At 72.8% G+C, this 23,640-nt stretch carries 17 protein-coding genes; 13 read left to right on the top strand and 4 right to left on the bottom strand.

Annotation, left to right across the window (positions count from 1 at the left end):
- Window positions 1-90: 90 nt before the first annotated feature.
- From ACWGR4_RS21855 to ACWGR4_RS21845, 3 genes are read right to left on the bottom strand one after another with little or no spacing between them, the layout of a single operon-like run.
- On the bottom strand, window positions 91-774 hold the full coding sequence (locus tag ACWGR4_RS21855) for a response regulator transcription factor (protein WP_452131488.1): 684 nt from the start codon (window positions 772-774) through the stop codon (window positions 91-93).
- Entirely contained in the window at window positions 771-2,015 is a 1,245-nt protein-coding gene (locus ACWGR4_RS21850) for a sensor histidine kinase (RefSeq protein ID WP_452131489.1), read from the bottom strand. Before ACWGR4_RS21850 ends, ACWGR4_RS21855 begins: the two co-directional genes overlap by 4 nt.
- Window positions 2,015-3,160 carry a hypothetical protein gene (locus ACWGR4_RS21845; RefSeq protein WP_452131490.1) on the bottom strand — a complete coding sequence of 382 codons (1,146 nt, stop codon included), beginning with the start codon at window positions 3,158-3,160 and terminating at the stop codon, window positions 2,015-2,017. The genes ACWGR4_RS21850 and ACWGR4_RS21845 overlap by 1 nt, the downstream gene beginning before the upstream one ends.
- 700 nt (window positions 3,161-3,860) lie before the next feature.
- On the opposite strand from ACWGR4_RS21845, the gene steA reads away from it, so the two are divergent.
- From steA to ACWGR4_RS21820, 5 genes are all read left to right on the top strand, one after another.
- Window positions 3,861-5,036, top strand: a complete 1,176-nt coding sequence (gene steA, locus ACWGR4_RS21840; protein ID WP_380008513.1) for a putative cytokinetic ring protein SteA — start codon at window positions 3,861-3,863, stop codon at window positions 5,034-5,036.
- Complete coding sequence (locus ACWGR4_RS21835) at window positions 5,033-6,184, top strand: copper transporter (RefSeq protein WP_452131491.1); 1,152 nt, start codon at window positions 5,033-5,035, stop codon at window positions 6,182-6,184. The genes steA and ACWGR4_RS21835 overlap by 4 nt, the downstream gene beginning before the upstream one ends.
- Window positions 6,181-7,338, top strand: coding sequence for a hypothetical protein (locus ACWGR4_RS21830; protein WP_452131492.1), 1,158 nt, complete (start codon window positions 6,181-6,183; stop codon window positions 7,336-7,338). The genes ACWGR4_RS21835 and ACWGR4_RS21830 overlap by 4 nt, the downstream gene beginning before the upstream one ends.
- 79 nt (window positions 7,339-7,417) lie before the next feature.
- On the top strand, window positions 7,418-9,070 hold the full coding sequence (gene murJ / locus ACWGR4_RS21825) for a murein biosynthesis integral membrane protein MurJ (RefSeq protein ID WP_380008504.1): 1,653 nt from the start codon (window positions 7,418-7,420) through the stop codon (window positions 9,068-9,070).
- Window positions 9,054-10,187, top strand: a complete 1,134-nt coding sequence (locus tag ACWGR4_RS21820) for a glycosyltransferase family 4 protein (RefSeq protein WP_452131493.1) — start codon at window positions 9,054-9,056, stop codon at window positions 10,185-10,187. The genes murJ and ACWGR4_RS21820 overlap by 17 nt, the downstream gene beginning before the upstream one ends.
- Window positions 10,188-10,467: 280 nt before the next feature.
- Here ACWGR4_RS21820 and ACWGR4_RS21815 read toward each other — a convergent pair whose 3' ends face one another.
- Window positions 10,468-12,291: a glycoside hydrolase family 15 protein gene (locus ACWGR4_RS21815; RefSeq protein WP_452134064.1), complete on the bottom strand. Its 1,824-nt coding sequence runs from the start codon at window positions 12,289-12,291 to the stop codon at window positions 10,468-10,470.
- A 750-nt stretch (window positions 12,292-13,041) separates the two neighbouring features.
- Between ACWGR4_RS21815 and ACWGR4_RS21810 the strand changes: the two genes are divergently transcribed.
- The 8 genes from ACWGR4_RS21810 (at window position 13,042) to ACWGR4_RS21775 (ending at window position 23,586) form a co-directional block, all read left to right on the top strand.
- Window positions 13,042-14,718: a CTP synthase gene (locus ACWGR4_RS21810; protein ID WP_380008634.1), complete on the top strand. Its 1,677-nt coding sequence runs from the start codon at window positions 13,042-13,044 to the stop codon at window positions 14,716-14,718.
- A gap of 236 nt (window positions 14,719-14,954) precedes the next feature.
- Entirely contained in the window at window positions 14,955-15,596 is a 642-nt protein-coding gene (locus tag ACWGR4_RS21805; RefSeq protein ID WP_380008495.1) for an NUDIX domain-containing protein, read from the top strand.
- A gap of 175 nt (window positions 15,597-15,771) precedes the next feature.
- Window positions 15,772-17,892 carry a tetratricopeptide repeat protein gene (locus ACWGR4_RS21800; RefSeq protein ID WP_380008492.1) on the top strand — a complete coding sequence of 707 codons (2,121 nt, stop codon included), beginning with the start codon at window positions 15,772-15,774 and terminating at the stop codon, window positions 17,890-17,892.
- Window positions 17,893-18,092: 200 nt separating this feature from the next.
- On the top strand, window positions 18,093-19,211 hold the full coding sequence (ald, locus tag ACWGR4_RS21795; RefSeq protein ID WP_078977799.1) for an alanine dehydrogenase: 1,119 nt from the start codon (window positions 18,093-18,095) through the stop codon (window positions 19,209-19,211).
- A gap of 411 nt (window positions 19,212-19,622) precedes the next feature.
- On the top strand, window positions 19,623-20,504 hold the full coding sequence (locus ACWGR4_RS21790; protein WP_452131720.1) for a tyrosine-type recombinase/integrase: 882 nt from the start codon (window positions 19,623-19,625) through the stop codon (window positions 20,502-20,504).
- Between the two features lie 381 nt (window positions 20,505-20,885).
- Window positions 20,886-21,860 (top strand): ParA family protein, encoded by a 975-nt coding sequence (locus ACWGR4_RS21785; RefSeq protein ID WP_020555592.1) that lies wholly within the window; start codon window positions 20,886-20,888, stop codon window positions 21,858-21,860.
- Window positions 21,845-22,405, top strand: a complete 561-nt coding sequence (locus ACWGR4_RS21780) for a hypothetical protein (RefSeq protein ID WP_380008488.1) — start codon at window positions 21,845-21,847, stop codon at window positions 22,403-22,405. The genes ACWGR4_RS21785 and ACWGR4_RS21780 overlap by 16 nt, the downstream gene beginning before the upstream one ends.
- Window positions 22,406-22,545: 140 nt before the next feature.
- Window positions 22,546-23,586 carry a segregation and condensation protein A gene (locus ACWGR4_RS21775; RefSeq protein ID WP_452131719.1) on the top strand — a complete coding sequence of 347 codons (1,041 nt, stop codon included), beginning with the start codon at window positions 22,546-22,548 and terminating at the stop codon, window positions 23,584-23,586.
- Window positions 23,587-23,640: the final 54 nt, after the last annotated feature.

Genomic DNA, 23,640 nt, shown 5'->3' with positions numbered 1-23,640 from the left:
GGGGCCGACGTTCGATGACGGGCCGCGCGGTTCGGCGGCGCCGTAGGCAGCGCCATAGTCGGCGGTCGGGACGGGTGCACGTGGGCCGGCCTACCCCCACCCGCCCCGACCCGTCGTCGTGAAGCCGCCTTCGTACGCGGCGATCACCGCCTGTGTGCGGTCGCGGACGCCGAGCTTGGTGAGGATGCGGGCCACGTGGGTCTTGACCGTTTCCGGGCCCAGTCCCGTGCGTTCGGCGATCTCGGTGTTGGCCAGGCCGGCGGTGATCAGGCGCAGGACCTCCTGCTCGCGCGGGGTGAGCCGGGCGATGCGCGTGCGCAACTCCGCGTTGTGGGCCCGCTCTTGGGTGCGGGCGAGGGCCAAGTCGCGGATGGCGGCCGGGAAGAGCAGCGAGTCGCCTCGGGCCACGGTACGGATCGCGTGCACCATGTCGTCGGCGCGGGCCCGCTTCAGGAGGAAGCCGTGGGCGCCGGCGCGGAGCGCGTCGTAGACGTATTCGTCGTTCTCGAACGTCGTGACCACCAGCACCTTCGGCGGGTTCGGCGACTCGCGCAGGACGCGTGCGGTGGCCTCGATACCGTTCAGGTCGGGCATCCGGACGTCCATCAGCACCACGTCGGGCCGCAGTTCGCGGACCCGATCCACCGCCTCCGCGCCGGTCGCCGCCTCGCCGACCACGGTCAGGTCGGGTTCGGCGTCGACGATCGCGTACAGGCCCGCGCGGACCAGGCTCTCGTCGTCGGCGATCACTACGCGGGTCGGGTGGGTGCTCACGGGTGGCCTTCCAGGGGTATTCGGGCGCTGAGGTGCCAACGGCCGTCGCGGGGACCGGCGGTGAAGGTGCCACGCAGTACGGCGACGCGCTCGGCGGTGCCGCGCAGGCCGCGTCCGCCGCCGTTTCGGGTGAGTCGGGTGCCGGTGGTGGGGTTGTTCAGGTCGATCGTCAACTCGCCTTGCGCTACTCGGAGATGCAGACTGACCGGCACCTCGCCCGCATGCCGCAGGACGTTGCCGAGGCCCTCCTGGACGATCCGGTACGCCTCGCGCGAGACCAGGCGGGGCAGCGCCGCGACGCCGTCGGCCGGGTCGAGGCGGAGGTCGACGTCGGCGCCGGCTGCGCGGGTGCGGGCGACCAGCTCGTCGAGGTTGGCCAACGAGGGCACGGGCGTGGCGGGTTCGGGGGTCTCCTCGCGCAGGAGGCCGAGGACGTGGTCGAGTTCGGCGACGGCGTCGCGGGCGGTGTCCTCGATCGCGGTCAACGCGCGGGCGACGAAGGCCGGATCGCGGTCCAGCAGGCGGCCGGCGGCGGCTGCCTGGATGCCGACCGCGCTGAGCGCGTGGCCGACCGAGTCGTGCAGGTCGCGGGCGATGCGGGCACGTTCGGCGAGGCGTTCGGCGCGCTGCTCGGCGAGGGCCAGGCGGTCGGCGGGGGTGGGGCCGAGCAGGATTGGGGCGATCCGGGCGAGCCAGGCGCCGGCGGCGGCGGATACCGGCAGGGGGAGCAGGATCAGGGCGAGGCCCAGCGGGGCCCACGCGAGGGGGAGTGAGGTCGCCGGTTCGGCCCAGCCGAAGACGTCGGCCAGGTTCGCGAAGAGCGGCAGGAGGAGCAGGACCAGCCCGCCGGGGGGCGCGGCCAGCGACACGCCGGCCACCACGCCGCCCGCGAGCGCGTGCAGGGTGAACCACGCGGCGGCCCGTCGGCGGGCGGCGGCGCTCGTCGCGGGCAGGCTCAGTACCTCGCCGGTCGGCGCGCACAACACCCGCGCGGCGCTGCCTTCGAGGGTGCGCACCAGCGGGACCAGGCCGGCCGCCGCGACGAACGGCAACGCCAGGGCCAAGGCCAGGAGTTGCGAGGTGAGCGGCTCCGCCGGGGTGTCGCGCGGCAGTCCGGTCGCGGTGAGCACGGTGAGCGCGGCGAGGTGGAACGGGGTCAACAGGGCGCCGCCCAGAACCAGATGTACCCAGCGCAGCCGGGCCCGCCGACCGAGCAGCCGGCGGGTGAGGCGACGCACCATCAGGTCGCCCGCGGGGCGGGGGCAGGGGCGGTCGCGGTGGCAAGTTCGAGGACGGTCGGCTCGGGGAGCGTGGTGCCGCCGGTGTACTCGCTCAGGAAGAACCAGCCGATGGTCAGGACCAGGACACCGGTGATCATTTCGGCAGTGTAGACAAGGTGCAGAAGCGCGGATGTGCGCTCCGCCATCCGACTGCCGGGCGCCGCGCCGGCGCTGATCAGGCCCATCCAGCCACCCCACCCGAACGCGCTGCCCGCACCGAACCAGACCATCGCCAGCGGTCCGCGCACCCGGGCGCCGCCGATCCGATACACCAGCAGGAGCAGACCCACCCCGCCCACGAGTGCGAGGCCGCCCTGGACGCCGTCCATCCATCGGCCCGACGCGTCGCGGTCCGCGATCCAGCCTTCGCTCATCCCCACGTCGGCGCCCAGCCCCCAGGCCAGTCGCGCGACGCCGACGAAGCCGAGCAGCGCGGCGGCGGCCGTACCGAGGAAGCGCTGCGCGTCGCGGGTGCCGGCCGGGTCCGGGAGCGCGCGGACCCGGGTGCGCAGGAGCGCGCCCCAGCGCTCGTGGGCGTACAGGGTGAAGGCGGCGAGCAGTACCGCGCCCTCGACGATGAAGCCGCCGTAGACCACGCCGTACACCCACGGGCGCAGGAAGTCGTCGCCCGCGAACGGGTTGCCGGTAAGCCCGACCGCCGCACTCGGCAGGTCGGCCGGCACGACCAGCATGATCACCACGAGCAGGCCCGACGCGACCCACAGCGGCAGCAGGATCAGCCAGGCCCGGACGCGGACCTCGCGGGGGCGGGCCAGGGTGTAGGCGATCAGCGCGGCGATGGCATCGAGGAGAAAGGTGAACGCGTTGGCCGCCACCCACTGGACTCGGTCGAGGTCGTCGGGGTGGACGACGCCCACGTCGATGCCGAGCACCCAGAGCAGCTTGAGGGTCAGGTAGGGGGAGCAGGCGGCGACCGCGAACCAGGCGAGGCGTTTGCGGAGGTTGTATGGGGGTGGGGCCGGTGTGGGCTGTGCGCTCCCAGGAGCGGGTGCGGCCGGTGCGGGTGCCGCGGGCTGCCCGGGCGACCGGGGAGTCGGCGAGGCGGATCGTGGAGCGGTCGGGTCGGTGAGCGCCGGGGTTTCCATGACCGCAACCCTCGCGGCGGCGGCCCGTGTGGCGCGTCGGCGCGAATGTGGAAGCCGGTCCCCCGGATGGGGGACGGGGCGGTCGTCCGGACGCCAACGGGGCGGTAGCCCGGAGGCGCCTGCGCGACGCGCTCGCGGCTCGCGGCGAGCCGGCCCGGCGCGGGCGCGTCTCGGGCTCGGGCGCGGCCCCCGGCGTGGCCCTCGGCGTCGCCCCCGCGGCGTCGCCTACCCGGCGTCGCCCACTCGGCGTGGCCCTCGGCGTCGCCCCCGGCGTCGCCCACTCGGCGTGGCCCTCCGGCGCCGCCCGCCTGCCGCCCCACCCCCGGGCCGAGGACGCGCTTGCGGCTTTGGCCCGGTTCGCCCTCCCCGCCGCCGATCCGGGCCTCCCGAAGCGGCCGACGCCTTCTGTAACAGCCCCGCTCCGATTTCACACCCCCGCGCCCGCGCCGGACGGTGTCGGACAGCGCCGGATCGTGCCGGGCCGCGAGTCTCCGACTCCGACCAGGCATCCCCGCATCACCCCGGGGCCGCTGCGAATTCGGCCACCCGTCGGCGCGTCAGCGCCCACGAGGTCGTCGTCGGCCGGGGATCGACGAGCGCAGCGAGGTGAGCGGCCGGAGGCCGCCGCCCCGGCCCGCAGGGCCGTTTCCACAGCGGCCGGAGGCCGCCGGAGAATTTCGTGCATGGCAGGATTGCGCCGGTGAGGATCCCCACGCTTCGTCGTCGACGGCACACCGAGGACACCGGCTCGTTCGCCCGGGTCGATCGGCGTACCAAGGACCTCACCAAGCGGCTCCGCCCCGGCGACATCGCGATCATCAACCACGTCGACCTCGACCGGGTCGCCGCCGAGGCGCTGGTCAAGTGCCGCCCGGCCGCCGTGGTCAACGCCGCCGCCAGCATCAGCGGGCGCTACCCCAACATCGGGCCGCAACTGCTCGTGGAGGCCGGCGTACCGCTCCTGGACGAGGTCGGCGGCAGTGTGCTGGACCGGATCCGCGAGGGCGAGCTGGTCCGGGTGGAGGACAACGTCCTCTATCGCGGCGACGACCCGATCGCCGTCGGCACGCTGCTCGACGCGGATTCCGTGGCCGCCGCGATGGAGAAGGCCCGCGCCGGGCTGTCCGAGCAGATCGAGGCATTCGCCGAGAACACCCTCAAGTACATCCGCGAGGAGCGCGAACTCCTCCTCGACGGCGTCGGCGTCCCCGAGATCCGCACCCGGGTCGACGGCCGCCAGGTGCTCATCGTGGTGCGCGGCTACCACTACCGCGAGGACATCGCCGCGCTGCGCCCCTACATCCGCGAGTACCGCCCGGTGATGATCGGCGTCGACGGCGGCGCCGACGCGCTGCTCCAGGCCGGCTACAAGCCGGACATGATCGTCGGCGACATGGACTCGGTCTCCGACCAGGCGCTGCGCTGCGGCGCGGAGATCATCGTGCACGCGTACCGGGACGGCCGCGCCCCCGGGATGGAACGCCTCGACGAACTGGGCGTGGAGGGCATCGCCTTCCCCGCCACCGGGACCAGCGAGGACATCGCGATGTTGCTCGCCGACGACGGCGGCGCGAGCCTGATCGTCGCGGTCGGTACGCACCTCACGCTCGTCGAGTTCCTGGACAAGGGCCGGGCCGGCATGGCGAGCACCTTCCTCACCCGGTTGCGGGTCGGCGGCAAGCTCGTGGACGCCAAGGGCGTCAGCCGTCTGTACCGCAGCCGCATCTCCACGACTTCGCTGCTCATGTTGTGCCTCGCCGCGCTGATCACGATCGCGGTGACCGTGCGGGTGACCCCGCTCGGGCGCGCGTACTTCCACGTGTTCGGGGCACAGTGGGACGCCTTCGTCTACTGGCTCCAGGGACTGTTCAGTTGATCGACTTCAGATACCACGTCGTCTCCATCATCGCGGTCTTCCTGGCCCTGTCGGTCGGGCTCGTCCTCGGCGCGTCCTTCCTCAAGGAGGCCGCCGTCTCCGGGCTCGACCAGTCGGTTCAGGACCTCGCCCGGAACAACGAAGGGCTGCGTCGCGAAGTCGACCGGGCGAACGCCGGTCAGCGCTACCTCAACGGCATCATGGGCACCGTCGGGCCCGAGCTGACCAAGGGCCGGCTCGCCGGGCACAAGGCGGTCGTGGTCGCGCTGCCCGGCGCGGACACCAAGCTGGCGGACAGCACGGTCAAGCTGCTCGACGGGGCGTCCGCGACGGTCACCGGCCAGGTGTCGGTGAAGGGGCAGTGGACCGACCCCAAGCGGGAGAACGAACTGGTCGCGGCGCTGGGCACGAACGCGCTCACGTTCCCGACCGGGTCGGCGACCGAGCGGGCCGCGAAGGTGTTGGCGGGGGCGATCACCGACAAGACGCCGCCGATACAGAGCGGGACGTCGGGGGGTACGCCCGGCGGTTCGACCACGCCGCCCGCGTCCGGGGCGCCGGCCACGGGGGCGCCGGCCTCCGGGACGCCCGCGACGGGGACGCCCGGGTCGGGCGCGTCCGCCGGGGCCGGCGGGACCACCTCGGCGCCGCCCGCCGGCGGGGCGAACACGGGCCAGCAGCCCGGGACGGGCACCACCACGCCGGGTACACACAACGCGCAGGCCGCGGCCGAGGCGCTGACCCGGCTCAAGGAAGCCGGCTTCATCGACGTCAAGGACAATCCGGCCGTCGGCGCCGACATGGTCGTGGTGATCGCGCCCTCGGGAGCCACCTCCGGCGACGACCCGGGACGGACGAACAACGCGTACCTCGCGCTCGCCCGGGCGCTGGACGGCGGCGGCAACGGTACGGTCATGGCCGGCACCGCGTCCGCCGCGCAGGAGAACGGCGCGATCTGGGCGCTGCGCCGTAACGATCAAACAGCCAAGGCCGTTTCCACCGTGGACACCGCCGACACGCCCGTGGGTCAGGTCGCGGTCGTGTGGTCCCTGGTGGTCGAGGACAAGCAGGGCATTTCGGGTCAGTACGGGACGACGGGCACCACCGACGGTCCGCTGCCGGAGCTGCCGAAGAAGGAGACGCCGTGACGAAGGCCGCCGTGACGCCGGGCGCCGGTACGGGGGGCGCCGTGTCCCGTCGGGGTCGAGCCGGTCGGCTGGTGACCGGCCTGGCCGCGACCGGCGCGGCCCGGACCGCGTACGCCGCGCTGACCCGCCGCGCCCCGGGCGGCGCCGCCCTCTGGGAGCGGCGCAACCACCGGGGCGAGACGCTGACCCTGCTGGAGGGGCCGGCCGCGGCGATCGGCGCTACCGTGGCCGCCGCGTGCGCTCCGGGCGTACCGGGGCGGTGGCGGGCGGCGGGTGCGCTGGCGGCGGTCGCGGGGGCCGGGTTCGGGACGTACGACGACCTGGCCGGGTCGACCGACCGGCGCGGCTTCAAGGGCCACCTCGGGGCGCTCGCCAAGGGCGAAGTGACCAGCGGGGGCGTCAAGATCGTGGGGCTGGGCGCGGCGGGGCTTGCGGCGGGCGCGCTGGTTCAGCGGCATCCGGTGGATCGGCTGCTGGCCGCGGTGGTGGTGGCCGGGACCGCGAATCTGATCAACCTGTTCGACCTGCGTCCGGGGCGGGCGGCCAAGGCGGTGCTGATCGCAGGCGCGCCCGGGCTGGTACGGGGCGGCGCGGCGGCGGCTCTGGCGGCGGCGCCGGTGGGCGCGGCGGCGGCGCTGCTGCCCGAGGACCTGGGCGAGCAGGCGATGCTCGGCGACGCGGGCGCGAACGCGCTGGGCGCGGCGCTCGGGGTGGCCCTGGCGGCGGGCGCGTCCCGGACAGGACTGCTGACCAAGGCGGCGGTGCTGGTCGGCCTGACGGCGGCGAGTGAGCGGGTCAGCTTCACGAAGGTCATCGCGGGCAACCGGGCACTGAACACGATCGACATGCTGGGCCGCCGACCGGCGCCGGCCGCGAACGCGGGGCCGGGGCCGGGATCGGCCAAGGACGCCGGCTCGGTCGCGGCGCCGGATGCGGGGTCGGGTTCGGCCGCGGGTGCAGGGTCGGGGCTGACCCCGGACGCCGGCGTGGCCACGGAGACCGGCGCGGAGTCCACCGCGGACGCCGGCCCGGGGTCGGTCACGGACGCCGGAGCGGGTGCGGAGCCGAGCGCGGCAACGGGCGCCGGCACGGCCGGCGACGCCAACGTCGTGCCCGGGCGGCCGGGTGTCGAGGGGTCCGTCGCGTCGGCATGACGATCGGCCGCCCCCACCATCGCCCGCCGACCGGCTCGGTCGGTCGCCGGTGACCGCCCCTCGCGACGACGTTTCGGTGGTGGGCGGCTCCGGTGCCACGCGGGCGGTTCGGGGGCTGGCGGGGGCCGCCGCGTTGATGGGGCTCGTCACCGTGTTCGCGCGGTTGGCCGGGTTCGGGCGGCAGTTGGTGTTTTCCGGGACCGTGGGTGACACCGCTCTCGGAACCGCCTACAGCACCGTCAACTCCGTTCCCAACATCGTCTTCGAGATCGTCGCCGGCGGGGCGCTCGCGAGTGTTGTCGTGCCGGTGCTGGCCGGTCCGGTGGCCCGGGGCGCCCGCGAGGACGCCGGGCGGATCGCGTCCGCGCTGCTGACCTGGGTCGTGCTGGTCCTGACGCCGATCGTGCTGCTCGGGGCGTTGCTGGCGCGGCCGATCGCCGAGGTGCTGCTGGCCGGCAAGGCCGACGGGCCCGGGGTGGTGGACGTGGCCGCGCGGATGTTGGTCGTGTTCGTGCCGCAGGTGCTGCTGTACGGGGTCGCCGTGGTCGCCGGCGGCATCCTCCAGGCGCATCGGCGCTTCCTGGCCGGCACCCTCGCGCCGCTGGTGTCCAGCCTCGTGGTGGCCGGCACCTATCTGCTCTTCGCGAACCGGTACGACGTCGACCTCGACGACCTCGCGCACCTGCCCCGCGGCGCCGAATTGACGCTGTCCCTGGGGACGACGGCGGGTGTGCTGGCGCTGGCGCTCGTCACCGTCGTGCCGCTGCGCTCGACCGGGCTGCGGCTGCGTCCGACGTTGCGCTTTCCGGACGGGGTGGGCCGCCGGGTACGCACCCTCGCGCTGGCGGGCGTCGCCACGCTGGTCGCCCAGCAGGCCGCGACGATCGCGGTGATCCTGCTCGCCAACGGGCGCGGGACGCACGGGTCGCTCGTGGTGTACCAGACGACCTGGATGGTGTATCTGCTGCCGTACGCGGTCCTGGCCGTGCCGATCGCCACCGCCGCCTTCCCGCGCCTGAGCGCGCACGCGCACGACGGCGACCGGGACGCGTTCGCCGACGCCGTGGCCGCGACCACCCGGACCGTGCTGCTGGTCGGCGCGGCGGGCACCACGCTGCTCTTGGCCGCCGCGGCGCCGGTGGGGCGGTTCTTCGCGCTGTTCATGGCCGGCTCCACCGAGGCGGACCAGATGGCGTGGGCGCTGGCCGCGTTCGCCCCCGGGCTGATCGGGTACGCGCTGGTCGCGCACCTGAGCCGGGTGCTGAACGCGTCCGGGCACGGGCGGGCCGCCGCCGGGTGTGTGGTGGTCGGCTGGTGTGTGGTGGTGGTCGCCGACGTGATCCTCGCGTACGTGTTGCCCGCGCGCTGGACGGTGGCCGCGCTCGGCCTCGGCAACTCGATCGGGATGACCGTGGCGGGCCTGCTGCTGGCGTATCCCGTCGCCAGGACGGCCGGGCCCCGGGCACTGCCGATGCGGGCGCTGGGCCGGGCGGCGATCGCCTCGGTGGTCGGTGCGGCGGCCGGTGGCCTGGTCGGATTCGGGGTGTCGCGGGCATTGGGCACCGGGGGCATCGTCTTTACGTTGATCATCGCGACGGTTGCCGCCATCGTGGGCACCCTGGTGTTCGCGGGAGTCGTCCTCGCCACCGTCGGCGAGGCCGTGAAGGCGGCGTTGCCCGGGCGGCGGACGGCCGAAACGGAAGGGGAGCAGCGACGTGGACACGACGACTGAGTCGCGGGAGCGTACCGAGCCGGCCCGGCTGCGGGCCGTCCTGGTGCTGGCCACGTCCACCGGCGGGATCGGCGCGCACGTGCGCTCGCTGGCGGCCGGGCTGGTCGGGCGCGGGGTCGCGGTGACGGTCTGCGGGCCGGCCTCGACCGAGGAGCACTTCGACTTCGCGGGCACCGGCGCGCGGTTTCGGGCGGTGGAGATCCCGGCCGCGCCGCGGCCCTCGGACCGGGGCGCGGCGCGCGAGTTGCGGGCGGCGTGCGCGCACGCGCACGTGGTGCACGCGCACGGGCTGCGCGCCGGGTTGGTGGCGGGCAACGCGCTCGGTCGGCATCGCGTGCGGCGGACGCCGTTGGTGTTGACGCTGCACAACGCGGTGTTGGCGGGCGGTGCGAAGGGTGCGCTGACCCGGGTGCTGGAGGGGCGCGCGGTACGGGCGGCCGACGTGGTCCTGGGCGCGTCGGCCGATCTGGTGGACCGGGCGCGGCAGTTGGGGGCGCGGGACGCGCGGCTCGGCCCGGTGTCGGCGCCGCCGTTGCCGCCGGCGTCCCGGGACCGGGGCGCGGTGCGGGACGAATTCGCGGCGGGGGATCGGCCGTTGGTGGTCGCGGTGGGCCGGTTGGCGGCGCAGAAGGCGTATCCGGTGTTGCTGGACGCAGCGCGGGAGTGGGGCGAGGTCCGGCCGGCGCCGTTGGTGGTGGTCGCCGGGGACGGGCCGTTGCGCGAGACGCTTCAGGAACGTATCGACGCCGAGTCGTTGCCGGTTCGGTTGCTGGGGCATCGGTCGGATGTGGCCGACCTGTTGGGCGCGGCGGACGTGGTGGTGCTGCCCAGCCGGTGGGAGGCGCGGGCGCTGGTCGCCCAGGAGGCGCTGCGCAGCGGGGTGCCGCTGGTGGCGACGGCGGTCGGGGGAGTGCCGGAACTCGTCGGCGAGGCGGCGGTGCTGGTGCCGTACGGCGACGCCGAGGCCCTGGCGGCCTCCGTCACCGCGCTGCTCGCCGACCCGGACCGCCGCAGCGAACTCGCGGCCGCGGGCCCGGTCCAGGCCGCCACGTGGCCCGGCGAACGCGAAACCATCGCCCAGGTCCTCAGCATCTACGAGGAACTGGGCCCGGTGTAGCCGGCCGGCCCCGGCTCCGGTTCGCCCAACCCGCCCCACGCACGCCTTTCGGCCGCCCCCGCCGCCGACCGCCCGGCGTGGCCCGCCCCCTCGGCTCAACGCCGACGCGGGCGACGAACCGGTCGGCTCGTCGCCCGCGTCGGCGTCGGTGGATCGGGCGGGGGGCGTGGTGTCCGGAGGTACCACCCGGAACCGGTACGCACACCTGCACAGCGCGCCCACCGGCTTCGAACGCCACACCGAATCGGGCCGGCCCGCGGGATCCCGCGCGACCCGGCCCCTACTCCGCCGCCACGACCGCCCCCGCGCGCATCGTCGCGGTCAGCCGCAGTGCCGTGTCGATCAACGGCACGTGGCTGAACGCCTGCGGGAAGTTGCCCACCTGGCGCTGGAGGCGCGGGTCCCATTCCTCGGCGAGCAGGCCCAGGTCGTTGCGCAGCGCGAGCAGGCGTTCGAACAGCTCGCGCGCCTCCTCGACCCGGCCGATCATGGCCAGGTCGTCGGCGAGCCAGAACGAGCAGGCCAGGAACGCGCCTTCGTCGCCGGGCAGGCCGTCCAGGCCGACGCTGGTGCCGTTGGTGGGGTAGCGGCGTACGAAGCCGTCCTCGGTCAGTTCGCGCTGGATCGCCTCGATCGTGCCGATCACCCGTTTGTCCTCCGGCGGCAGGAAGCCCACCTGCGGGATCAGCAGCAGCGAGGCGTCCAGCTCGGTGGAGCCGTAGTACTGGGTGAAGGTGTTGCGCTCGGCGTCGTAGCCGTACGCGCACACCTCGCGGTGGATCTCCTCGCGCACACCCTTCAGGTGCTCCAGCATCTTCCCGGTGTCGGAGTCCTCGGGCTGGTCGACCAGCATCTTGATGGTGCGGTCCACCGCGACCCACGCCATCACCTTGGAGTGCACGAAGTGCCGGCGCGGCCCGCGCACCTCCCAGATGCCCTCGTCCGGGTCGCGCCAGTGCTGCTCCATGTAGTCCATCAGCTTGAGCTGGAGCGCGTGCGCGTGGTCGTGGCCCTCCATGCCGGCGACCCGGCCCAGGTGCAGCGCGTCGACGACCTCGCCGTAGACGTCGAGCTGGAACTGCTCGGCGGCGGCATTGCCGATCCGTACCGGGTGCGAGCCCTCGTAGCCGGGCAGCCAGGTCGCCTCGTACTCGGTGAGCCTGCGCTCGCCGCCCACGCCGTACATGATCTGCAGATTCTCCGGGTCGCCCGCCACCGCCCGCAGCAGCCACTCGCGCCACGCCTTGGCCTCGTCCACGAAGCCGGTCTTGAGCAGCGCGCCCAGCGTCATCGCCGCATCCCGCAGCCACGTGTAGCGGTAGTCCCAGTTGCGCACGCCGCCCACGTCCTCGGGCAGCGAGGTGGTCGGTGCGGCGACGATGCCGCCGGTGGGGGCGTACGTCAGCGCCTTGAGCGTGATCAGCGAGCGCACCACCGGCTCGCGCCACGGGCCCTGGTAGGTGCAGCGGGTCATCCAGTCGGCCCAGAAGACCTCGGTGTCGGCGAGCGCGGCGAGCGCGTCGGTGCGCAGCGGGCCGTCGACGTGCGAGGGATGCCACGTGAGGGTGAACGTGACCCGGTCGCCCTCCCCGAGGGTGACGTCCGAATAGGTGGTCAGCCCGCGTCCGTAGGTCTCGGTGTCGCTGTCGAACCACACCGCGTCGGGCCCGGCGACCGCGACCGTGCGGCCGTCCGCCTCGCGGCGCACCCAGGGCACGACCTTGCCGTAGTGGAAGCGCATGCGCAGCTCCGAGCGCACCGGCACCTGGCCGGACACGCCCTCCACGATCCGCACCACCACCGGCGCGCCGATCAGGGCGTCGGCCGGCGGCATGAAATCGATCACCCGAACGGTGCCCCGGGGGGTCTCCCACTCCGATTCGAGGATCAGCGAGTCGCCGCGATAGCGGCGGCGTGTCGCGGGGCCGCCGGAGAGCGGCGCGACCCGCCACGAGCCGTGTTCCTCGCTGCCGAGCAGGCCGGCGAACACGGCGGGCGAATCGAAGCGGGGGAGGCAGAGCCAATCCATGGAACCGTCGCGGCCCACGAGAGCGGCGGTTTGCATGTCCCCGATGAGGGCGTAGTCCTCGATGCGGCTGGTCACGGGCAGCGCTTTCCGTTCCTGGTCGTCCTGTGAGGCCGGTGGTCCCGTCGTGCGCGGCGGGGATCGGCCGGGGGCTGGGCACGTACGAGGGGTCGGCTCGTACGGGTTGCTGTGTTCGGTGCCGGCGGGTCGTGCTGTGTTCCGGTACCGGTGGGTCGTGCTGCGGGTGCTGCTGCGGGTGGTACGTACCCTGCGCGCCGATGTCGTGTTCTGGTCGGCGATCGATCGATTCGTTGCCTCGGTTGCCTTGATCGATTCATTCCAGGGTGCACCACGCGCGCGTGATCGACCGCCGGAACGGTGGTCGGATCGACCGGTACTCCCGAAATGTCGTCCCGTCGGGATCCGGGGGACGCGCACCCGTCGCGCGCGTGGGTTCCGCTGCGCGCGGGTGTCGGCGAACGGAGAGAGGCTCGCGCGCCGCCTGCGTAGCATAGTGCGCCGTCGGCGCTGAAACGTGCCTGCTTTCGCCGACCCGATCGTTGACTCTGCGTGGAATCCGACTCGGCCGTTCCGTCGGCATGCGTCCGGATTCTCCCGTGCGTTGTCACTCTGGGCAATCGCCGGGTGGTGTCGCAGTTGTTCCGCCCCGGGTGCGGGACCTCGACCCCCGACGCTGTTAGGCTGGTATCCCGTGGACTTGGTGGGACTGTTCCGGGCCCGCGTCGGCCCAGCAGCGTCCCCTTCGATATCCCTCGGATGTCCCCAGGACATCCCCCTCATCGCAACCACGGGAGCCCTTCCTTGGCAGTGCCTCAGACGCCCAGTCGCACCCGGCAGGCGAAGCACCTCTTCGTCACCGGAGGCGTCGCCTCCTCGCTTGGCAAGGGGCTCACCGCGTCGAGCCTCGGAGCGCTCCTCAAGGCGCGCGGCCTGCGGGTCACGATGCAGAAGCTCGACCCCTACCTCAACGTCGACCCCGGCACGATGAACCCCTTCCAGCACGGCGAGGTGTTCGTCACCAACGACGGCGCCGAGACCGACCTGGACGTCGGCCACTACGAGCGCTTCCTCGACGTCGACCTGCACGGCTCGGCCAATGTGACGACCGGTCAGGTCTACTCGACGGTGATCGCCAAGGAGCGCCGCGGCGAATACCTGGGCGACACCGTCCAGGTCATCCCGCACATCACGAACGAGATCAAGTCGCGGATCCGGGCGATGGCCGTGGCCGACGTCGACATCGTGATCACCGAAGTCGGCGGGACCGTCGGCGACATCGAGTCGCTGCCCTTCCTGGAGTCGATCCGCCAGGTCCGGCACGAGGTCGGCCGGGACAACGTCTTCTTCCTGCACGTCTCGCTGCTCCCGTACATCGGCCCCTCGGGCGAGCTGAAGACCAAGCCGACCCAGCACTCGGTCGCCGCGCTGCGCAGCATCGGCATCCAGCCCGACGCGATCGTGCTGCGCGCCGACCGCGCGGTGCCGCAGGACATCAAGCGCAAGATCTCGCTGATGTGCGACGTGGACGAGGAGGCCGTGGTCGCGGCCATCGATGCCCCGTCCATCTACGACATCCCCAAGGTGCTGCACTCGGAGGGCCTGGACGCGTACGTGGTGCGCCGGCTCGGGCTGAACTTCCGGGACGTGGACTGGACCGAATGGGACGACCTGCTGCGCCGGGTGCACCAGCCCGAGCGCGAGGTCACCGTCGCGCTGGTCGGCAAGTACATCGACCTGCCCGACGCCTACCTCTCGGTCACCGAGGCGATCCGCGCGGGCGGCTTCGCCAACAACGTGCGCACCCGGATCAAGTGGGTGACCTCGGACAACACCGCCACGCCCGAGGGCGCCGCGCGCGAACTCGGCGACTGCGACGCGGTGCTGATCCCCGGCGGCTTCGGCGACCGGGGCGTCGAGGGCAAGGTGCAGGCGATCGCGTACGCCCGGGAGCACCGGATCCCGACCCTGGGGATCTGTCTGGGCCTGCAGTGCATGGTGATCGAGGCCGCGCGCAACCTGGCCGGGCTCGACGGGGCCAACTCGCTGGAGTTCGACTCCGAGGCCGCGCACCCGGTCGTGGCCACCATGGCCGACCAGCTCGACATCGTGGCGGGCCAGGGCGACCTGGGCGGCACGATGCGGCTCGGGCTGTACACCGCGGACCTGGCCGAGGGCTCGATCGCGCGCGAGGTGTACGGCGCGGCCCGCTCCGAGGAGCGCCACCGGCACCGCTACGAGGTCAACAACGCCTACCGGACCCGGCTGGAGGAGACCGGCCTGGTCTTCTCCGGGCTCTCCCCCGACGGCCGACTGGTGGAGTACGTCGAACTGCCGCGCGAGCAGCACCCGTACTTCATCGCGACCCAGGCCCACCCGGAGCTGAAGTCGCGCCCGACGCGCCCGCACCCGCTGTTCGCGGGCCTGGTCGCGGCGGCGGTCCGCCGGATCAAGGGCGAGGACCGGGTCGTGGAGACGACCTCCTGACCGATCGCCCGCCGTAGGATCGCTCGACGCGCCCGACCGCTCGACCCGCCCGAGCGCTCGACGACCCGGGAAGCCACCCACCCGCGCACGCGGGCGGGTGGCTTCCCGCGTTTCGCCGGTCTTCGGGGTCGGTGCGATCACGGTCCTGCTCGTGGCCGGCGCGCGGTCGAAGACCATTAGGCTGGCCGATCGGGGCGGCGGTATTCGGCCGGCGGCCGGGTGAGAGGGAGCGCATCGTGAACGACCCGCGGATTCGGGCGAGGATCGGCGACACCCCCGAGTCGTGGCCGGTCTCGGCGAGTGAGACGCCGTTTCGGGGGCGGGTCTGGTCGATGCGCAGCGACGTGGTCGAGATGCCGGACGGGAGCAGCGCGCGGCGCGACTACCTGGACCACCCCGGCGCGGTCGGCGTGGTGGCGCTGGACGAGCAGGGGCGCATCCTGGTGCTGCGGCAGTACCGGCATCCCGTGCGGCAGAAGTTGTGGGAGATCCCGGCCGGGTTGTTGGACGTGGCCGGCGAACATCCGCTGCACGCGGCCCGGCGGGAGTTGTTCGAGGAGGCGCACCACGAGGCCGCCGTCTGGAACGTGCTGGTGGACATCTACACCACACCCGGCTCCTCGGACGAGGCGATCCGGGTGTTCCTCGCGCGCGGGTTGTCCGAGTCCACCGCCGAGCGGTTCGCGGTGGAGCACGAGGAGGTCGGGATGGAGCTCGCCTGGCTGCCGGTGGACGAGGCGATCGAGCTGATCCTGGCGGGCGAGCTGCACAATCCGACACTGGTTTCGGGAGCGTTGGCGCTGGCTGCCGCGCGGGCGGGGGACGGGTTGGACGCGCTGCGGGCCGCGGACGCGCCCTGGCCTGCTCGACCGTTCTGACCGGCCGCGGTCGGGTCCTGGTGGGCCCGGGATATTTGTGCCCACTCGCCCACCCGTCGCCTCGGGGGCGAAAGGCTGCGGATTTCGTGACTCGGGGTTGGCGAGTCGGGCCCTGTGGGCCCGTGCGTGGTCGTAATCTGCGCGATGGGTGTGGGTGAGACAGGGGGCGTCTGCGGTGGGTGTGACCGGGGAGTCCGAGGTCGCGTGTGCGTCGACCGAGGGGCTGGTTCCCGGAATGCGCGCGCCGGTCCCGGCGTTGCCCGCGATCGTGGACCAACTGCCGCCCGGCGGACCCGACTTCGTCGGGCGTACCGACGAACTCGACACCCTCTATACCTGGGTGACCGGACCCGGCGCGGCGATCCCCGCGCAACTGGCGCCGACCGACCCGGAGCACCCCGGCACCACCCGCACGGTGTGGCTGCCCCGGGACCGGGTGGTCGCGATCACCGGACCGGTGGGCGTGGGGCGGACCGAGTTCGCGGTACGGCTCGCCCATCGGCTGGCCCCGCACTTCCCCGACGGGCGGCTCTACGCCCGGCTCACCGGGCCGCGCGGTGAGCTGATCCCGCCGGGCGACGTGCTGGAGTCGATGTTGTACGCGCTCGGCACGGCGAGCATCCCCTCCGCGCACGAGGAGCGCATCCGGCTCTTTCGCGAGCACCTGGACGGCAAACGGTTCCTGATCCTCCTCGAGGACGTGACCGGGACGCCGCAGTTGCGGCCGCTGCTGCCGGAGAGCCCGACCGCACTCGTCGTGGTCACCTCGGTGGCCCCGCTCACCGGCCTGGGGCGGGCCGCGGCGGTGCGCAGTTGTGCGCTGGACATGCTCGACCCGCGCGCCGCGGCCGAACTGCTCGGGAACCTGGCCGGGCACACCCGGGTCGCGTGCGATCCGCGGGCCGCGGACGAGTTGGCCGCGCTGTGCGACCACCACCCGGCGGCGCTGCGGATGGCGGGCGCGTGGTTGCGGGCCCGGCCGCGCTACGCGATGGCCGACGTCGGGCGGCGGTTGCGGGCCGAGCGGTTGCGGCTGCACGAGCAGGCCGGGGACGACCTGGCGGTGCGGGCGTGCTTCTCGCTGATCCATCGTGAACTGGTGCCGTCGGCCGCCCGGTTGTTGCGGCTGCTTGCGCTGGTGCCGGGGCGCGAGTTCGGCGCGGACGCCGCCGCGGCGCTGGCCGACTGCGGGCCGGACGCGGCGACGCGGTCGTTGATCGAGCTGCGCGAGCTGCACCTGCTGGAGCAGGGCTCGGTCCCGGGCCGCTTCCGCTTCCACGATTTGGTGCGCGGCTATGTACAAGAGCGCCTGGACGCGGAGGAGCGGCCCGGCGAGCGGCGCAACGCCCGGGTGCGGCTGCTCGACCGGTATGTGCGCCTGGCCCGCTCGGCGGAGCGGATCATCATCGGCACGGGCGGTCCGGACCCGGCCGCCGACGTGCGCTTCGACAGCGCCGACGAGGCCCGCGCGTGGTTGCGCGACGAGCGGCCCGAACTGCTGGCCGCCGCCCGGGTGGCCGCCGCGGCCGGACTGGACGCGGCGACCCGCCGGCTGGTCTCGGTGCTCACCCGGCTCCTGGACCGCCGCGCGCACTGGAGCGACGTCCGCGAACTGCACGAACTCGCGCTGACCACCGCGCGCCGGGCCGGCTCCGGCCGGCAGGAGGCGGTGGCCCTGCTCAATCTGGGCAACCTGCACGTCGCGCGCGCGGAGCTGGAGGAGGCGCTGTCCTGCTACCGCGCCGCGCTGGAGGTCTCCCGCGGACTGGGCGACCCGGCCGGCGAGGGGCGGGCGATGGTCAACCTCGGCAATGCCTACGCCGACCTCGGCGACCTGCAGCGGGCCGCCGACTGGTACGACCGGTCGCTGCTGCTGCGCCGCACCATCGGCGACGCGGCCGGCCAGGCGCGGGTGCTCTCCCACCTGGGCCGGCTGCACGCGCGGATGGGCCGCTTCGAACAGTCGGTGCGCGACCACCGGGCGGCGCTCGGGGTGCGTCGGCGGATCGGCGACCCCGCCGACATCGGCCGGGTGCTGGCCGACATCGCCGCCGTGCTGGGTGAGGCGGGCCGGGTGCCGGAGGCGCTGACGGTGTACCGGGACGCGATGGAGGCGTTTCGCGCGGCCGGCGACGAGCGGCTGGAGGCGCTGGCGCTGTTGCAGAGCGCCGAGCTGGCGCTCGATTCGGGCGACGCCCGGGACGCCCGATCGCGCCGCCGGCAGGCATTGGCCCTGCTCGTGGACGCGGGCGCGCCCGAGGCCGACGAGGTTCGCCGCTTCCTGGGTGACGAGTAGACCCCTTGTGGGTACTCGCTGCTGTCCAAAGTTTTGGGCGCAACCTACGAAATAGACAAGCGGTCCGGTCCTCACTGCCACTTTGTAAGGTTGGCGGGGGGTTCCAACCGCACTAAGCTAGGGACACCACGAGGTACAGCGTGCTTTCGCATGCTCGGGCTCGCTGGTGCCCAACCCTCTGTCGACAGGACTTGATAGCCGTGAAGGTCGGTATCCCCCGCGAGGTCAAGAACCACGAGTACCGCGTGGCGATCACGCCCGCCGGCGTGCACGAGCTGGTGCGCAACGGTCACGAGGTCTTCATCGAGCACGACGCCGGCGTCGGCTCGTCCATCCCCAACGAGGAGTACGTGGCCGCGGGGGCGACCATCCTCGGTACGGCGGACGAGGTCTGGGCGACCGGCGAGCTGATCCTGAAGGTCAAGGAGCCGATCGCCTCCGAGTTCGGCCGGCTCCGCAAGGACCAGACGCTGTTCACCTACCTGCACCTCGCCGCAGGCAAGGAGTGCACCGAGGCCCTGCTCAACGCCGGGACCACGTCCATCGCCTACGAGACGGTGCAGCTGCCCAACGGCGCGCTGCCGCTGCTCGCGCCGATGTCCGAGGTGGCCGGTCGGCTCGCGCCGCAGGTCGGCTCGTACCACCTGATGGCGCAGGGCGGCGGTCGCGGCACCCTCATGGGTGGCGTCTCCGGCGTCTACGCCGCGAAGGTCGTCGTGATCGGCGCCGGTGTCTCGGGGATGAACGCCGCGGCGATCGCGCTCGGCATGCAGGCCGAGGTGCTGCTGCTGGACCGGAACATCCAGGCGCTGCGCGACGCGGACCGGATCTACCAGGGGCATCTGCAGACGGTCGCGTCGAACACGTACGAGATCGAGAAGGCCGTGCTGGACGCGGACCTGGTCATCGGCGCGGTGCTGATTCCGGGTGCGAAGGCGCCGAAGCTGATCACCAACGAGCTGGTGTCGCGGATGAAGCCGGGCTCGGTGCTGGTCGACATCGCGATCGACCAGGGCGGGTGCTTCGAGGACTCGCACGCCACGACGCACGACGACCCGGTGTACAAGGTGCACAACTCGATCTTCTACTGCGTGGCGAACATGCCGGGTGCGGTGCCGCACACGTCCACGTATGCGCTGACGAATGCGACGCTGCCGTACATCGTGCAGTTGGCGAATCGTGGGTGGCGTGAGGCGGCGAAGGCGGATCGGGCGCTGGCGCTGGGTCTGTCGACGCATGAGGGTCGGCTTACGAACGCGGCTGTGGGCGAGGCGCTGGGGATTGACGCCGTTTCGCTCGAAGAGGTCCTGGGTTCCTGACCTTTGCTTGGTCGGGCTTGAGGGCTGCGGTTTACCTGCTTGGCCTCAAGCGCCGGCCGGGCTGGGGTTGGCTTGGTTGGGGCTTGAGGGTTGCGGGTTGCCTGCTTGGCCTCAAGCGCCGGCCGGGCTGTGTGGCCTCATGCGCCGGCCGGGCTGGGGTTGGCTTGGTTGGGGCTTGAGGGCTGCGGGTTGCCTGCTTGGCCTCAAGCGCCGGCCGGGCTGAGTGGCCTCATGCGCCGGCCGGGTTGCGTGGTGGTTTGGCTGGGGCTTTCGGGCTTTGGGTTGCCTGCTTGGCTGAGGTTGGTCTGGTCGGGCGGTTGGTTGGTCTCTGGTCGAGGCCGTGCGCATGCCGTACACCCCCAATGACGTGGGTGTGCGGCATGTGGTGTTTTGGGCGCCAGAATTAGGGGCGTGGAGACTGTTGTTGAGGAGTACTTGGGGTATTTGGGGCTTCGGCGTGGGTTGGCTCGCAATACGTTGATTGCTTATCGGCGGGATCTTGGGCGGTACCTCCTCTATTTGCGTGGGCTCGGGATCGAGGGGTTGGGCGGGGTTCGGGGCGCGGATGTACGGGGGTTTGGTGGGGCGTTGCGGGATGAGGGGTTGGCGCCGGCTTCCGTGGCGCGGGCGCTTGTGGCCGTGCGTGGGGTTCATGCGTTTGCGGTGAGTGCCGGGTTGGTTGCCGTGGATGTGGCGTGTGGGGTTGCCGCGCCGGATCCGGTGGTTTCGGGGCGGCGGCGTGGGGATGTGCTGTCGGCGGAATCGGTGGAGGCGTTGTTTGTCGCGGCCTCGGCTGCCTCCGGGGTGTTCGGGCTTCGGGATCGGGCCCTGGTCGAGGTGTTGTATGGATGTGGGGCTCGGGTTTCGGAGGCGGTGGGGATGGACCTCGCCGATGTCGATTTGGCGGCCGGGACGATCGGGCTCCGCGGTTCGGGTGGGCGGCGGCGGGTCGTGCCGTTGGGGGCGAGTGCCCTGGCGGCGCTCGATGTGTACCTGCTGCGGGCGCGCCCGGAGCTGGCCGCTTCGGGTTCCGGTGGCGCCGCCGTTTTTCTCAACGCGCGAGGCGGCCGACTGTCACGGCAGAGCGGATGGGCCGTGCTTGCCGACGCGGCCGGCCGGAGTGCTCCGGAGCGGGGCATCTCCCCACGTACACTTCGGAGTTCGTTCGCCACACATTTGCTCGACGGTGGGGCCGATGTCCGGGTCGTCCAGGAACTCCTGGGTCATTCCTCGGTGTCCACGACCCGAGTCTACGTGCGCCAAACCCCCGATGAACCACATCAGATGTACTGAGGATCCCACCCTCGGGCGCTTGACTGGATCACCTCACATGTTGCATACGTCGGGCGGTTCGCCTTGCTGCGACCGTCCGCAACGCCATAGAGTCGCGATCCGTCGGCAAGGACTCAGGCTGACGAAGCAAGAAATGACCTGGTCGGCAAGGAGGTAAGACGACTTGTGAACGAGTCGACATTTGCTCCCGGGGGTGCCCAGCCAGGGGCGGCGCCGGGCCGTGCAGCGCCGACTACCTCTTCCTACGGGCCCGCCGACGGCCCGCAGGACCAGCAGGGGACGCGCACGGACGCCGCCGTCCAGGCGGGCCACACCGCCCCGGCCGGCCAGGCCGGGCCCGACGGGCTCGATGGCCCGGACGCGCACGAGTACGCCTACGATATGTACTACTACGACGACGAGTTGCGCTACGCCGAGGAACTGCGTGGCGGACCGTTCGACCCCGACGCGGACTACGAACCGGATCCGGAATACGCCGCGACCCTCGCTCCCGACGCCGCCACGCAGCGGCGCGAGCGGGTCGGCCCGACCGGCCGCGCCCTTCCCTACTTCCCGATCCCGGCGCCGGTGAGCGAACACGGGCCGGCGAAGATCATCGCGATGTGCAACCAGAAGGGCGGCGTCGGCAAGACCACGTCGACCATCAACCTGGGTGCCGCGCTGGCCGAATACGGTCGCCGGGTCCTGCTCGTGGACTTCGACCCCCAGGGCGCGCTTTCGGTGGGCCTGGGCGTCAACCCCATGGAGCTCGAACTCACGGTCTACAACCTGCTGATGGAAAGTCATCTCAGCGCGGACGACGTGCTGCTGAAGACGATCATCCCCGGCATGGACCTGTTGCCCAGCAACATCGACTTGTCGGCCGCCGAGGTGCAACTGGTCACCGAGGTCGCCCGCGAGACCACACTCTCGCGCGCGATCCGGCCGCTGGTCAACGACTACGACTACATCATCATCGACTGCCAGCCCTCGCTCGGTCTGCTCACGGTCAACGCGCTCACCGCGGCGAACAGCGTCATCGTGCCGCTGGAGTGCGAGTTCTTCGCGCTGCGCGGCGTGGCGCTGCTGACCGAGACGATCGAGAAGGTGCACGAGCGGCTGAACCCCGACCTCGTGCTCGACGGCATCCTGGCGACGATGTACGACGTCCGCACCGTGCACGGCCGCGAGGTCCTGGCCCGGGTCACCGAGGCGTTCGGCGACCAGGTCTTCCACACGGTGATCGGGCGCACTGTCAGGTTCCCCGAGACCACCGTCGCGGGCGAACCGATCACCACCTACGCCTCCAACTCGGTGGGCGCCGCCGCCTACCGCCAGCTCGCCAGGGAGGTGCTCGCCCGGTGTCGCGCCGAGTGAGTCTCCCGGGTGCCGACGAGCTGTTCCGCACCACCGGCGGCGCGATGTTGCGACAGCAGCAGAGTGCCGGCGGCGACGCGGGAGAGCAGCGCGGCACCGTACCCGCGCAGGTTCCACCGGTCGGGGCCACACCCGACAGCACCGAGCGACACGAGTCGTCCGGTGCGGACGGCGGATCCGGCGAGGCCGAACAGCACGCCGTACAACATCCCGTGCCCGGTCGCCGCGAGGCGCCCACGCCGTCGGGGGCGTCGTCGATGTCCGCCGCCGCCGCGGGGGTCGACCCGACCGCGCGTCCGGCCCATCGGCGCACCCGTGCGCAGCGCCGCCCGAGCGGGCGCGAGCGACACGACGAGAAGATCACCGTCTACGTCTCCGCCGAGGAACTGATGGACCTCGAACACGCGCGGCTGAGCCTGCGCGGCGACTACGGCCTGGCCGTGGACCGCGGGCGGATAGTGCGCGAGGCGGTCGCGGTGGTCCTGGCCGACCTGGAGGCGCGCGGCGAGGCGAGCATTCTCGTCCGCCGGCTGCGTGGCTCTTAAGCGACAAACCCGATTCGAGCGGATGCCCGCTCGGTGAAGTCTCGACGGACCCGCCGGTCCCCTGAGTGGCCCAATTCGGACCACCGCCCGGCGGGTCCGTGCCGTTTCCCGCAGTCGCGGCCCGCACCATTGAGCGCACGATGTCCGACACCCACGGTTCCGCCCGCCCCCGACGCGCGCTCGGGCGCGGCCCGGGCCGGCCCGCCGCTTCGGTCGGGCCGGACGGGTCGCCGCCGCCGACGTCCGCCGCCGGGGCCGGATCCGGATCCGCCGATCCCGAGGCGGGGCCCGCCCCGGTCCGCGTCCCCGGGCCCGCCTCGCCCCCGCCCGCCGAGGCGCCGGCGCCGATTCCGGTACCGGACGACGGCACCGGCTTCCGGGTCAGCCTGGACAACTTCGAGGGCCCGTTCGACCTGCTCCTCGGCCTGATCACCAAGCACAAGCTGGACGTCACCGAGGTGGCGCTGTCCCGGGTCACCGACGAGTTCATCGCGCACATCCGGGCCCAGGGGCCGGACTGGGACCTCGGCCAGGCCACCGAGTTCCTGCTGGTCGCGGCCACCCTGCTCGACCTCAAGACGGCCCGGCTGCTGCCCGCCGCCGAGGTCGAGGACGCGGAGGACCTGGCCCTGCTCGAAGCCCGGGACATCCTGTTCGCCCGGCTGCTCCAGTACCGGGCGTACAAGCAGATCGCCGGCATCCTGGCGGACCGCTGGGCCGAGGAGTCCCGCCGGTATCCGCGCGACGTGCCGCTGGAGCCGCGCTACCAGGGGCTGCTGCCGGAGGTGGTGATCACCACCGACCTGGAGCGGTTCGCCCGGATGGCGGCCAAGGCGATGACGCCGAAGGCGCCGAAGGTGGTGTCCATCGAGCACATCCACGCACAGCGGGTGAGTGTGCGCGAGCAGGCGGCGATAGTGGTCGAGCGGCTGCGCCGGATGGGCAGCGCGACCTTCGCCGAGCTGGCCGCCGACGCGCCGGACACGCTGCACGTGGTGGCCCGGTTCCTGGTCCTGCTCGAACTCTTCCGCGAGTTGGCGGTGGGGTTCGACCAGGTCGAGGCGCTGGGGGAGCTGACCGTGAAGTGGATCGCGAGCGCCGCCGAGGACGTGGCGGTGAGCGCGGAGTTCGACGAATTCGACACCGTGCTGCGGGACGCGGACGAGGAGGAGGGCACGTGAACGACGACGGCCGGCGGCGCGAACCGGGACTCGAACCCGGGGGCGAACCCTTGG

Source organism: Embleya sp. NPDC055664, assembly GCF_053618075.1.
The sequence above is the reverse complement of the archived record's forward strand: the minus strand, read 5'-3'. Positions and strand labels throughout refer to the sequence as shown.

Bases quoted from the DNA above. Each gene is read 5' to 3' on its own strand.
- ACWGR4_RS21850 (WP_452131489.1), bottom strand. From the start codon at position 2,015: ATGGTGCGTCGCCTCACCCGCCGGCTGCTCGGTCGGCGGGCCCGGCTG.
- ACWGR4_RS21845 (WP_452131490.1), bottom strand. From the start codon at position 3,160: ATGGAAACCCCGGCGCTCACCGACCCGACCGCTCCACGATCCGCCTCG.
- ACWGR4_RS21775 (WP_452131719.1), top strand. From the start codon at position 22,546: ATGTCCGACACCCACGGTTCCGCCCGCCCCCGACGCGCGCTCGGGCGC.
- ACWGR4_RS21785 (WP_020555592.1), top strand. From the start codon at position 20,886: ATGTACTACTACGACGACGAGTTGCGCTACGCCGAGGAACTGCGTGGC.